General features: G+C 74.9%; 9 protein-coding genes. 6 read left to right on the plus strand and 3 right to left on the minus strand.

Features of this window, described 5'->3' with window-relative positions; genetic code table 11:
• Positions 1–76: 76 nt before the first annotated feature.
• Positions 77–2,413: an MMPL family transporter gene (locus tag ACGFS9_RS07580; RefSeq protein ID WP_393251412.1), complete on the plus strand. Its 2,337-nt coding sequence runs from the start codon at positions 77–79 to the stop codon at positions 2,411–2,413.
• A 41-nt stretch (positions 2,414–2,454) separates the two neighbouring features.
• On the plus strand, positions 2,455–3,498 hold the full coding sequence (locus ACGFS9_RS07585; RefSeq protein WP_393251413.1) for a zinc-dependent alcohol dehydrogenase family protein: 1,044 nt from the start codon (positions 2,455–2,457) through the stop codon (positions 3,496–3,498).
• 230 nt (positions 3,499–3,728) lie between these two features.
• Here the strand turns inward: ACGFS9_RS07585 and ACGFS9_RS07590 are convergent, their stop codons facing one another.
• The 3 genes from ACGFS9_RS07590 to ACGFS9_RS07600 all read right to left on the minus strand — a co-directional run bounded on the left by ACGFS9_RS07590 (position 3,729) and on the right by ACGFS9_RS07600 (position 6,402).
• Entirely contained in the window at positions 3,729–4,319 is a 591-nt protein-coding gene (locus ACGFS9_RS07590) for a GNAT family N-acetyltransferase (protein WP_393251414.1), read from the minus strand.
• Between the two features lie 247 nt (positions 4,320–4,566).
• Positions 4,567–4,767 (minus strand): helix-turn-helix transcriptional regulator, encoded by a 201-nt coding sequence (locus ACGFS9_RS07595; RefSeq protein WP_393251415.1) that lies wholly within the window; start codon positions 4,765–4,767, stop codon positions 4,567–4,569.
• A 675-nt stretch (positions 4,768–5,442) separates the two neighbouring features.
• The gene (locus ACGFS9_RS07600; RefSeq protein WP_393251416.1) at positions 5,443–6,402 is read right to left on the minus strand and encodes a sugar phosphate isomerase/epimerase family protein; all 960 of its coding nucleotides are present in this window, start codon (positions 6,400–6,402) and stop codon (positions 5,443–5,445) included.
• Between the two features lie 122 nt (positions 6,403–6,524).
• Here ACGFS9_RS07600 and iolC point away from each other — a divergent pair, with 122 nt between their 5' ends.
• The 4 genes from iolC to mmsA all read left to right on the plus strand — a co-directional run bounded on the left by iolC (position 6,525) and on the right by mmsA (position 12,651).
• Entirely contained in the window at positions 6,525–7,475 is a 951-nt protein-coding gene (iolC, locus tag ACGFS9_RS07605) for a 5-dehydro-2-deoxygluconokinase (RefSeq protein ID WP_393251417.1), read from the plus strand.
• A gap of 104 nt (positions 7,476–7,579) precedes the next feature.
• Positions 7,580–8,455, plus strand: a complete 876-nt coding sequence (locus ACGFS9_RS07610) for a deoxyribose-phosphate aldolase (protein WP_393251418.1) — start codon at positions 7,580–7,582, stop codon at positions 8,453–8,455.
• Between the two features lie 795 nt (positions 8,456–9,250).
• On the plus strand, positions 9,251–11,134 hold the full coding sequence (gene iolD, locus ACGFS9_RS07615) for a 3D-(3,5/4)-trihydroxycyclohexane-1,2-dione acylhydrolase (decyclizing) (RefSeq protein WP_393251419.1): 1,884 nt from the start codon (positions 9,251–9,253) through the stop codon (positions 11,132–11,134).
• Positions 11,135–11,148: 14 nt separating this feature from the next.
• Positions 11,149–12,651, plus strand: coding sequence for a CoA-acylating methylmalonate-semialdehyde dehydrogenase (gene mmsA / locus ACGFS9_RS07620; RefSeq protein ID WP_393251420.1), 1,503 nt, complete (start codon positions 11,149–11,151; stop codon positions 12,649–12,651).
• The last annotated feature ends 277 nt before the right edge of the window (positions 12,652–12,928 follow it).

Raw genomic sequence — 12,928 nt, forward strand, 5'->3', positions numbered from 1 at the left:
ATTCTATGGCAATGGGCGACCCATGCTGCCTGCACGGATGCCGGTCATCGGGTCATGGTGAAGGGGACACCGCGTCATGTCCGAAGTCAACAGTGCGGGTCACGGGCCCGGCGGCCACCGCGACGAGGTGCCGCGCGGGTCCGCCGCGCCGGAGGCCGGCACCGGCCCGGCGGCGGGCGCGGGGGAGCGTCCGGGCGGCGGCCCCGAGGCCCGTCTCGGCGGCTGGAGCCGGTTCGTGACCGCCCGGCCCCGCCTCTCCCTGCTCGTCGCCCTGCTGCTCACCGCGCTCGCGGTGGTCGCGGGCAGCGGGGTCGCCGACCGGCTGGGCAGCGGCGGCTGGGAGGACCCGACCGCCGAGTCGACCTACGCGACCAAGGCCCTGGAGCGGGAGTTCCCCGCCTCGCAGCCCAACCTGCTGCTCCTGCTGGACGCGGGCGGCTCCTCGGTCGACGACCCGGCCGTCGCCGCCGAGGCGCGGCGCATCACGGCGCGGCTGGCGGCCGAGAAGGGCGTCACCGGGGTCGGCTCGTACTGGCGGTCCGCCTCCCCCGCCCTCGCGTCCCGTGACGGACACCAGGCGCTGATCGCCGCCCGGATCACCGGCGACGAGACGGCCGCCGCCGACACCCTCGACCGGCTCGCCCCCTCCTACCGGGGGCGGAGCGGACCCGTCGACGTCGAGATCGGCGGACCGGTCGCGGTGCGGCACGAGATGCAGACGACCATCCGCGAGGACCTCACCCGGGCCGAACTGATCGCCCTGCCCGTGACGCTCCTGCTGCTGGTCATGGTCTTCGGCAGCGCGATCGCCGCCCTGCTGCCCCTCGGGGTCGGCATCGTCGCGATCCTCGGGACCAACGCGGTGCTGCGCGGACTCACCGAGATCACGGACGTCTCGGTCTTCGCGATGAACCTCACGACGGCCCTCGGCCTCGGCCTCGCCATCGACTACGCCCTGTTCATCGTGCGCCGGTTCCGCGAGGAACTGGCCGCCGGCGCCGCGCCCCGCGCCGCCGTCGGCACCACCCTGCGCACCGCGGGCCGCACGGTGCTCTTCTCCTCGCTCACCGTGGCCGTCTCCCTGGCCGCGATGCTGCTCTTCCCGCAGTACTTCCTGCGCTCCTTCGCCTACGCGGGCATCGCCGTGGTGCTGCTCGCCGCCGGCGCGGCGCTGATCCTGCTGCCGGCGGCCCTCGTGCTGCTCGGCCACCGGGTCGACGCGCTCGACCTGCGGCGGCTGTTCCGTCGCGGCCGGCCCCGGCCCACCGGCGGCGGGGGAGCCTGGGGCCGCACCGCCGCCCTGGTGATGCGCAGGGCGCCGCTCTTCGCGGTGGCCACCACCGCGGGCCTCATCGTGCTCGGACTGCCCTTCCTGGGCGTGCGGTTCGGCACCGCGGACGACCGCCAGCTCCCCTCGACCGCCGAGTCCCACGTCGTCCAGCAGCACATCCGGGACGGCTTCCCGGGCAGCCCCGGCGGCGGCCTGGAGATCCTGGCGGAGGGCCCGGCCACCGCACGCCAGTACGCCGGGTACGGGCAGCGGATCGCCGCCCTGCCCGGGGTCCGGCGGGTGGACGGGCCCCTGGTGAAGGGCGACGCGGCCTACTTCACCGTGCAGCCCGAGGGGGAGGCGGTGGACGAGGGGGCCCAGCGGCTGGTGGGAGAAGTGCGCTCCACCGCCGCCCCGTTCGCCACCTCGGTGACCGGCACGGCCGCCGTCCTCGTCGACTCCAAGGACGCGATCGGGGACCGGCTCCCGTGGGCCGCCGCGTTCATCGCGATCGTCACCCTGCTCCTGGTGTTCCTGCTGACCGGCAGCGTCCTCATCCCCGTGCAGGCCGTCCTGCTCAACGCGCTCAGCCTCACCGCCATGTTCGGCGCGGTGGTCTGGGTCTTCCAGGACGGCCATCTCTCCGGCCTGCTGGACTTCACCAGCTCCGGATCGATCGAGACGACCCTCCCGGTCCTGATGTTCTGCGTCGCCTTCGGCCTCTCGATGGACTACGGCGTCTTCCTCCTCTCCCGCGTCAAGGAGGAGTACGACAGGACCGGCGACCACGCCGAGGCGGTCCGCTTCGGGCTCCAGCGCACCGGCGGCCTGATCACCGCGGCGGCGGTCATCCTCGCCGTCGTCATGGTCGCCATCGGCACCTCCCGCGTGGCGAACACCAAGATGCTCGGCCTGGGCATCGCGCTCGCCGTCCTGATGGACGCGATGGTCGTCCGCAGCCTGCTGGTCCCGGCGGTGATGCGGCTCACCGGCCGTGCCACCTGGTGGGCGCCCGGACCGCTGCGCCGCCTCCACGACCGGTTCGGCCTGAGCGAGGGGGAGGCGCCCGCGCCCGGGCCCGCACCGGCACGCGAACCTGAGGGGGACCCGGAGCCCGACCGGCAGCCGGCGCGGGCGCGTTAGCGTTCGCGCGGACGGTCATCTTCGACAGGAGGGCGGGACCCATGCGGGCAGTGGTCTTCGAGCGGTACGGGGAGCAGGCCGAGGTCCGGGAGGTCGCCGACCCGTCGCCCGCCGAGCACGGCGTGGTGGTGCGGGTGGAGGCGACCGGCCTGTGCCGCAGCGACTGGCACGGCTGGATGGGGCACGACCCGGACATCAGGCTCCCGCACGTGCCGGGCCACGAACTCGCCGGTGTCGTCGAGGCGGTGGGGGCCCGGGTGACCCGCCGGCGCCCCGGCGACCGGGTCACCGTCCCCTTCGTCTGCGCCTGCGGACGCTGTCCCGCGTGCGCGGCGGGCGACCAGCAGGTGTGCGAGCGGCAGACCCAGCCGGGTTTCACCCACTGGGGTTCCTTCGCCCAGTACGTGGCGCTGGACCACGCGGACGTGAACCTGGTCGCCGTCCCGCCGGAGCTGTCCTTCCGGACGGCGGCGGGCCTGGGCTGCCGGTTCGCCACGGCGTTCCGTGCCGTGGTGGCGCAGGGCCGGGTGGGCGCGGGGGAGTGGGTCGCGGTGCACGGCTGCGGAGGTGTCGGCCTGTCGGCGGTGATGATCGCGGCGGCCTGTGGGGCGCGGGTCGTGGCCGTCGACGTGTCCCCGGCCGCGCTCGAACTCGCCCGCGCCTTCGGGGCCGCGGAGTGCGTGGACGCCTCCGCCGTGGCGGACACCGCGCTCGCGGTGCGTGATCTGACCGGCGGCGGCGCCCACCTGTCGCTGGACGCCCTCGGATCGCCCGCCACCTGCGCGGCCTCCGTCGACGGGCTGCGCCGCCGCGGACGCCATGTCCAGGTCGGCCTGCTGCCCTCACCGAACGGACTCACCGCGGTCCCGATGGCCCGCGTGATCGGGCTGGAACTCGAACTCCTCGGCAGCCACGGCATGCCCGCCCACGCCTATCCGCGCATGCTGGAGCTGGTCGGCGCCGGAGTGCTGCGGCCCGACCGGCTGGTCACGTCCACCATCGCCCTGGACGCCGCTCCCGCCGCGCTGGCCGCCCTGGGGACCGCACCGGGCTCCGGTGTGACGGTCGTCGAACCGTGGGCGTGAGCCGCGCACGAGGCGGGCACCGGCGGCCGGAGACGGCGGATGCGGACCGGCGGCGGCCCAGTGCCCGGAAGACGGCGCGGGTGTCGTCGCGACCGTGCCGGATCCGGCCGCGGCGCACGCGCTCGGCCGTTTTGCGATGAGCGAGCCGGGCGCCGGGCCGGCACCGGGACGGGAAAGCCCGCCGCGAGCGCACCCCCATCCGGCGCCCGGGCGGCCGGGGCGCGAGGGCGTCAGGAGGTCGGCGTGGCGGCCGGCGTGACGGCGGGGCGGCCCCGGTGGGCGTGCCACTCGGGCGCCAGCACCGACATGCGCACGGCGTCGATCCACTCCCCGTCGTGCAGCAGTGTCTGCCGCTCGATCCCCTCGGCCACGAAGCCGGCGTTCTCGTAGGCGCGCCGCGCGCGGGGGTTGAAGGCGAAGACGTGCAGCGAGACGCGGTGCAGGCCGAGGTGGTCGAAGCCGTGCCCCAGGATCAGCCGGGTCGCCTCGGTGCCGAGCCCGCGGTCCCGGCCGCGCGGGCCGATGAGGATGCGGAAGACGCAGTTGCGGTTGTGCGGGTCCCAGTCGAACAGGACGGCCTCGCCGACCAGTTCACCGGTGGCGCGGTCCACCACGCCGAGATCGAGCCGGTCCTGCTGGGCGCTCCGCGAGCCGTACCACGCACGCAGCCGGTCCATCCCGAACACCTCGTCGGGGCTGCCGGTCAACCGCAGGACGTCCGGATCGCGCAGGATCTCCGCCATCACCGGGACGTCGTCCTCGGTGAACGGGCGCAGGAGCGCCTTCTCGCCGGTGAGGACGGGTTTCAGGGAGAAGCTCATCGGGCGATCATCCGGGGACGGCAGGCAGTGCGGCAAACCCATTACGCTCCGCGCGCTCCCGTGCGGAAGCGGCCTGCCCGGGCCCGGACCCCACGGGGCCGGAGCCCGCGCCGGCCCGGTGCCCTCCCTCCACGGCACCCTCCCCGGGCCGGCCCCTTCGAGACGGGGCCGGCCCGGGGCGGGACGAGGGCGGCGAGGGCGGCGGCAGAGCGACGGTCCGTCCGTTCCGCGCCCCGGGCGCGGGCGTTCAGTCGGTGCGGCGCCCCCGGTTGCCGGGCCGGGAGGCCACCCAGGCGCGGACGGTGTCGGCGTACCAGTAGGGCTTTCCGCCCTCCACGTGGTCCGGTGGCGGCAGCAGGCCGTGCTTGCGGTACGAACGGACGGTGTCCGGCTGCACCTTGATGTGCGCGGCGATCTCCTTGTACGACCAGAGTCCGGGGTGGGTCATGCGGGGGGCACCTCCCTGCGCGCGCGCCGCGGCGGCGGCCTCGGGCGGCCGGCGGGGGAGCCGGGGCGCTGCGCTGGTGATCACAAAGCCTGTGCCCGGTGAACGACGTGGCGGGAACGCCGGGCAGCGGCTGTCGACCGGGTGTGACGCAAGACCCGCGTATCCGAGACAACTGTGACGCGGAGGTGGTTTTTGTGACACGAGTGACGCACGACGGGCCCGGGGCCGGGAGGTCCCACGGCCGGACGTCCCACGGAGCCGCCCGCTCGGGACCGCCGGGCCGGTCCGCTGTCTGCGCGGCGCTACCGGGTCGGGAGGGCCGCTGCTCGCCGGCCGTCCGCCGGTGCGCCCGGGGAGTCGAGTGCCGGCGTATCCGCACGACCGGCCGGTCCTCTGCTCGCGCGGTGCGGCACGGCTGTCGGGCCGCCGCCCGCCCGCCGCCTGCCCGGACACCCGCGCTGCGGCGTCCTCGCGCACCCGCACGGCCGGGGCGGATCGCCTGTCCGGTGTCCCGGTCTCCGGGCGGGCCGGCGCTCCCTGGCACCGCACGCTCCGGCGGCCCGCCGTCGTGCTGCCGCGCGGTGTCGGACGCCCGGACGGCCGCCCGGGCTCCGCGGGGGCCGTCGCCCCGGCGGACGGCTCACGCCTCCGGCGGGCGGGCCTCCCCGCTGCGCCTCACGCCCCGCAGGACCGCAGGAACGCGCGGGTGCGCCGGGCGATCGGCAGGGGCTTGTCCGGCGGACAGGGGTACATGTCCTGCTCGACGATGGCGAAGAGGTCGACGCCGAGTCGCTGCGCCGCGGCCAGGACGGGCTCCAACGCCGGTACGCCCGACGGCGGTTCGCACATCACGCCGCGCGCGACCGCCGGTCCGAACGGCACCTGTTCGGCGCGCACCCCGGCCAGCACCAGCGGGTCCACCTGCTTGAGGTGGAGGTAGCCGATGCGCTCCCCGTACGTCTCGACGAGTTCGACGCTGTCGCCGCCGCAGTACGCGTAGTGGCCGGTGTCGAGGCACAGCGACACCAGCGAGGCGTCCGTCGCGTCGAGGAAGCGGGTGACGTTCTCCTCGGTGTCGATGTGGGTGTCGGCATGCGGGTGGACGACGATCCGCAGTCCGAAGCGTTCGCGCACCTCGTGGGCCAGCCGCTCCGTCTGCGCGGTCAGGCTGCGCCACTGGGTCGGCGTCAGGGTGCTGTCCTCCAGCACGGCGCCCGTCTTGTCGTCGCGCCAGAACGCCGGGATGACGACCAGGTGTTCGGCGCCCATCGCCCGGGTGAGCGCGGCGATGTCCGCGACGTGCTCCCACGTCGACTCCCACACCTCGGGGCCCCGGTGCAGCCCGGTGAAGACGGTGCCCGCCGAGACGGCGAGCCCGCGCCGGGCGGTCTCCTCCCGCAGGACCGCGGGGTCGGTGGGCAGATATCCGTACGGGCCCAGCTCGATCCACTCGTACCCGGCGTCGGAGACCTCGTCGAGGAAGCGCTGCCAGGGCACCTGGCGCGGGTCGTCGGGGAACCAGACGCCCCAGGAGTCGGGAGCCGAACCGATCCGGATGCGCGACAGTGGGGATTCGGACTCCGACTCCGGCTCCGGCTCGGACCGCGGCGGTGGCTGAGGTGGCAGCGACGACATGGACGCCAGCTTCCGGCGGCTCCGGAGAGGTGTCAAGGGAATCGTCCGAATGTCCGGACAAAACGTTGACAGGGGTGCCGCGCGGGGCTAGACCTGGGGACAGCCGGAGGGAAGGAACGTGCATGGCGTACGAGCTGATCACCATGGGCCGGATCGGAGTGGACCTCTACCCGCTCCAGGCCGGGGTGCCGCTGGCCCGGGTGACGTCCTTCGGCAAGTTCCTCGGCGGCTCGGCGACCAACGTGGCGGTGGCGGCCGCGCGACTCGGACGGCGTACGGCCGTCATCACCCGGACGGGTGACGACCCCTTCGGCGCGTATCTGCACGAGGCGCTGCGCGGGTTCGGCGTCGACGACCGCTGGGTCGCCGCCGTCCCCGGCCTGCCGACCCCCGTCACCTTCTGCGAGATCTTCCCGCCGGACGACTTCCCGCTGTACTTCTACCGCCTGCCCAAGGCGCCCGACCTGGAGATCACCGCCGACGAGCTCGACCTCGACGCGGTGCGCGCCGCCCGCGTCTTCTGGGTGACGGGCACCGGGCTCTGCGCGGAGCCGAGCCGCTCGGCCACGCTCGCCGCGCTGGCCGGCCGCGACCGGTCCGCCACGACGGTCTTCGACCTCGACTGGCGCCCCGTGTTCTGGGCGGACCCCGACGCGGCGCGGCCCTTCTACCGGCAGGCCCTGCGCCATGCCACCGTCGCCGTCGGGAACGTCGACGAGGTGGAGATCGCCACCGGCGAGCGCGACCCGCGCGCCGCCGCCGCGGCCCTTCTGGACGCCGGCGTGGAACTCGCCGTGGTCAAGCAGGGCCCCGAGGGGGTGCTCGCCGTCCACCGCGACGGCACCGTCGCGCAGGTGCCGCCGCTGCCCGTCGAGGTCCTCAACGGCCTCGGCGCGGGAGACGCGTTCGGCGGGTCCCTCTGCCACGGGCTGCTCGCCGGCTGGGACCTGGAGCGGATCATGCGGTACGCGAACGCGGCGGGCGCCATCGTCGCCTCCCGCCTGGAGTGCTCCTCGGCGATGCCGGCCGCGCACGAGGTCGACGCGGCCCTGGCCGCCGGGGCGGTGCGGTGAGGGCGGGGCACGTCTTCGGCGCGCACCGCGAACCCGGCGGTGAGGGCGGCCGACCGCCCGGCCCGTCCGCCGCCGGCCCGCCGCCGCGTCCGCCGGTGCCGCGCGTGGACGTCGCCCGCCTGGCGAGCACGCGCGCCCGCCGGCCCCGGTCCGTCGCCGAGGCCGCCGCGCGCAGGGTGCGCAGGCCGCTGCTCGGCGACTCCGGTCGGCTGATGATCGTCGCCGCCGACCATCCGGCGCGCGGCGCGCTCGCCGTCGGGGACCGCCCGTTCGCCATGGCGGGCCGCGCCGACCTGCTGGAGCGGCTCTGCCTCGCGCTGTCCCGCCCCGGCGTCGACGGGGTGCTCGCCACCGCCGACATCCTCGACGACCTGCTGCTCCTCGGCGCCCTCGACGGAAAGGTCGCCATCGGCTCGATGAACCGGGGCGGACTCGCCGGCTCGGCCTTCGAACTGGACGACCGGTTCACCGGCCACCGGCCCCAGGACATCGAACGGCTCCGCTTCGACGCGGGGAAGCTGCTCCTGCGCATCGACTACGACGACCCCGGCTCACTGCGCACCCTGGAGTCGGCCGCCCGGGCGATCGACGCGATGGCCGAACGCCGCCTTCCGGTCTTCGTCGAGCCGTTCCTCTGCCGTCGCCGGGAGGACGGCACGCTGCGCAACGATCTGGGGGCCGAGGCCGTCATCAGGTCGCTGTCCATCGCCGCCGGCCTGGGCGGCAGTTCGGCGTACACCTGGCTCAAGGTCCCCGTCACCGAGGACCCCGACGACATGGCCCGTGTCATGGAGACGTCGACCCTGCCCGCCGTGCTGCTGGGCGGCGACGTGGGCGAGGACCAGGAGGAGGCGTACGAGAAGTGGCGCGGAGCGCTGCGGCTCCCCACCGTCCAGGGGCTCGTGGTCGGGCGGTCGCTGCTGTACCCGGCGGACGGTGACGTCGCCGCGGCCGTCGACACGGCCGTGGGGCTGCTGTGAGGGGCGCGTGACCCGGCCGGGCGGCGGGCCCCGCGGCGAGCCGCGCCCCACCGCGGGGGCGCGTCCCGGATCGGGCGCCGGCCGTGTGCGGGCCGCCCGGTCCGACGGCGCGCCGCGGCCGGTGGAACCGCCGCCGGCGGGTATCCGTACCGTCACCGGCGCGGACGGCGGGCCGGTCGCGCTTGCGCACGCCGGCGGCGGCACGGCGCGCACCGAGGACGGCATGAACGAGACCGAGTTCCCCCACCCGGGCGGACCGGGCGCGAAAGGCGACGTCACCGACGTCGCCCGCGGCCCCCGAGCCGTCCCGGCCCACATCGCCTCCGGCGTGGGAGGCCCCTTCGCCCTGGCAGGAGCGAAGGGCGAGCGCCGACTCCCCGCCCGCCACGGCCCCGCGCCGGAGGTTCCCGTCGGGCGCCGCGGCCGGGGAGCCGCGCCCCGGCCGCGTCCCCGGACCGCCGCCCGCGACCCGCTCGCCGCCGCCGGCGTCGTCTCCGCCGGCGCGGACCGGCCGCGCCGGCAGGCCGAGGACGCACCCCGGACCGCGGCACGGCCACGGCCGCCGGCGGTCCTCCGCTCCGCGGCGCACGGCCCGGACGGCCCCGGTCGGCGGCCCACGACTCCCTTCCGCGAGGAACGACCGCACGTGCCCGCCCGGACCCGGACCGGCCACGCCGCGCCCGTCTGCGAGCGGGATCGCCTCCCGCGGTGCCCGCCGGCCGCGGAGGAGGCCCCGGCCGCACGGCGGCGGACGGACCCGCACCGGGAACACCCACAGAACACGAGGGGACACCGATGACCTCGACGACACGGCTGACGGTCGCGCAGGCCCTGGTGCGGTTCCTCGCCGCCCAGTACACCGAACGGGACGGGGAGCGGACCCGGCTCGTCGGGGCCACCTGGGGCATCTTCGGGCACGGCAACGTCGCCGGGATCGGGCAGGCGCTCGTCGAGTACGCCGACGTGATGCCCTACCACCAGGGCCGCAGCGAACAGGCGATGGTGCACGCGGCCGTCGGCTACGCGCGCCAGCGCAACCGGCTGTCGGCGCACGCCGTGACGACCTCCATCGGGCCCGGCGCCACCAACCTCGTCACCGGCGCGGCCCTCGCCACGGTCAACCATCTGCCCGTGCTGCTGCTGCCCGGCGACGTGTTCGCCACCCGGCCGGCCGATCCGGTGCTCCAGCAGCTCGAAGTGCCCTACGCCGGGGACGTGTCGGTCAACGACTGCCTGCGCCCGGTGTCGCGCTGGTTCGACCGCGTCACCCGTCCCGAGGCGCTGATCCCGGCGGCGCTCCAGGCGATGCGGGTGCTGGCCGACCCGGTGGACACCGGGGCCGTCACGCTCGCGCTGCCGCAGGACGTGCAGACGGAGGCGTTCGACTGGCCGGAGGAGTTCTTCGCGGCACGGACCTGGACGGTGCGCCGGCCGGCCGCCGACCCCGGCGAGCTGGCCGCGGCCGCCGCCGCCGTCCGCGCGGCCCGGCGTCCGCTCATCGTGGCGGGCGGCGGCGTGCACCACAGCCGCGCCGAGGAGGCGCTCGGCGCGCTGGCCGCGGCGACCCGCATCCCGGTGGCCTCCACGCAGGCGGGCAAGGGCTCGCTGCGCTGGGACCATCCGCAGGACGTCGGAGGCATCGGCCACACCGGCACGGCGACCGCCGACGAACTGGCCCGCACCGCCGACCTGGTGATCGGTGTCGGCACCCGCTACACCGACTTCACGACCGCCTCCGGCACCCTCTTCACCGCCCCCGGGGTCCGCTTCCTCAACGTCAACATCGCCCCGCACGACGGTCACAAGCTCGCCGGACTCCCGCTGATCGCCGACGCCCGCACGGGCCTGGAGGCCCTCGCCGCGGCGCTGACGGCGCCCGCCCACCGCGTCGAGCCGGCCTACGTCACCGAGTACACGGACGACAAGGAGCGCTGGGAGTACCGCGTCGACGCGGCCTACGAGGCGGAGGACGCCGACATCCGGCCCACCCAGCCGCAGGTCCTCGGCGCACTCGACGAACTGGTCACCGAGGACGACATCCTGATCAACGCGGCCGGTTCGCTCCCGGGCGACCTGCACAAGCTGTGGCGGGCGCGATCGAGGGACCAGTACCACGTCGAGTACGGCTATTCCTGCATGGGCTACGAGATCCCCGCGGCGATCGGCGTCCGGATGGCGGCCCCCGGCCGGCCCGTCTGGGCGCTGGTGGGCGACGGCACGTATCTCATGAACCCGACCGAGATCGTCACCGCCGTCCAGGAGAACGTCGCGATCACGGTGATCGTCCTCCAGAACCACGGGTACGCCTCCATCGGCGGCCTGTCCGCCGCGGTGGGCGCCGAGGGGTACGGCACGGCCTACCGCTTCCGGGCCGGGGACGGCTCGTTCACCGGGGCGCCGCTGCCCGTGGACCTCGCGGCGAACGCGGCCAGCCTGGGCATGCGGGTGCTGCGGGCGAAGACGGTGCGTGACCTGCGGTCCGCCCTCGCCGAGGCGCGGGGCGCGGACACTCCCACTTGTGTCTATGTGGAGACCGAAACGGCAGACAGAGTGTCGGGCGCGCCTCCGGCCCAGGCCTGGTGGGATGTACCCGTGGCCGAGACCGCGACCCGACCGTCGGCGGTGGCGGCCCGTGAGGAGTACGACCGGCACGTCGCCGCCCGACGCCGCCATCTGTGAAGGAGTTCTTGGCCATGACGAAGACCGTCGACCACTGGATCGGTGGCAAGCCCGTCGAAGGGGCCTCGGGAACGTACGGGCCGGTCACGGACCCGGCGACCGGAGCCGTGACGACGCGGGTCGCGTTCGCGAGCGTCGACGAGGTCGACGCCGCGGTCGCCGCCGCGAAGGAGGCGTTCGCGACGTGGGGGACCTCGTCGCTGGCCCGGCGCACCGCGGTCCTGTTCGCGTTCCGCGCGCTGCTCGACGCCCACCGCGACGACATCGCCGCGCTGATCACCGCCGAGCACGGCAAGGTCCACTCCGACGCGCTCGGCGAGGTCGCGCGCGGTCTGGAGATCGTCGACCTGGCGTGCGGGATCACCGTGCAGCTGAAGGGCGAGCTGTCGACCGAGGTGGCCTCCCGGGTCGACGTGTCCTCGATCCGCCAGCCGCTCGGCGTCGTCGCGGGCATCACCCCGTTCAACTTCCCGGCCATGGTGCCGATGTGGATGTTCCCCATCGCCATCGCGTGCGGCAACACCTTCGTCCTCAAGCCGTCCGAGAAGGACCCGTCGGCGGCCATGCGCATCGCCGAGCTGCTGGCCGAGGCGGGGCTGCCCGAGGGCGTCTTCAACGTCGTGCACGGCGACAAGGTCGCCGTGGACCGCCTCCTGGAGCACCCGGACGTCGCGGCCGTGTCCTTCGTCGGCTCGACGCCGATCGCCCGGCACATCCACACCACCGCCGCCGCCAACCACAAGCGGGTGCAGGCCCTGGGCGGCGCCAAGAACCACATGCTGGTCCTGCCGGACGCCGACCTCGACGCGGCCGCCGACGCCGCCGTCTCGGCCGCTTACGGCTCGGCCGGCGAGCGCTGCATGGCCATCTCCGCCGTCGTCGCGGTCGGCTCCGTGGGCGATGATTTGGTGGCCAGGATCCGCGAGCGCGCCGAGAAGATCAAGATCGGCCCCGGCAACGACCCGGCCTCCGAGATGGGTCCGCTGATCACCGCGGCCCACCGCGACAAGGTCGCCTCCTACGTGACCGGCGCCGCCGCCCAGGGCTGCGAGGTCGTCCTCGACGGCACCGGCTACACGGTCGAGGGCCACGAGGACGGCCACTGGATCGGCCTCTCGCTGCTGGACCGGGTGCCGGTGTCGGCGGACGCGTACCGGGACGAGATCTTCGGCCCGGTGCTGTGCGTGCTGCGCGTGGACACCTACGAGGAGGGCCTCGCCCTCATCAACGCCTCCCCCTTCGGCAACGGCACCGCCATCTTCACCCGGGACGGCGGCGCCGCCCGCCGCTTCCAGATGGAGGTCGAGGCGGGCATGGTGGGCGTGAACGTGCCGATCCCGGTGCCGGTCGGCTACCACTCCTTCGGCGGCTGGAAGGACTCCCTGTTCGGGGACCACCACATCTACGGCAACGACGGCACGCACTTCTACACCCGCGGCAAGGTCGTCACCACCCGCTGGCCGGACCCCTCCGACGCCCCGGCCGGTGTCGACCTGGGCTTCCCGCGCAACCACTGAGCCCGCCGCACCACCCCGGGAAGCCGTCCGCTCTGCGGACGGCTTCCTTATTTTTTCGCCCTCCCCGCAACGGTTCCCGTGGAGTGGGGATGAACCGGGTGTCGCAGGAGTTCCGCAAGATCCACCTTCAAAAGCATGGTCGTTATGGAAATGGGCTTGCTGATTGCCTCAAAAGGCTTCTTCCGCCTCCGAAAGCGATGTGGCAAGGGACCCTCCGCCCCTGCGGATTCCGCAGGTAAACAGCCATTGACGCAACGGTTTCCGTCAAGGTTCCATC

Source organism: Streptomyces sp. NPDC048566, assembly GCF_043199735.1.
GTDB lineage: Bacteria > Actinomycetota > Actinomycetes > Streptomycetales > Streptomycetaceae > Streptomyces.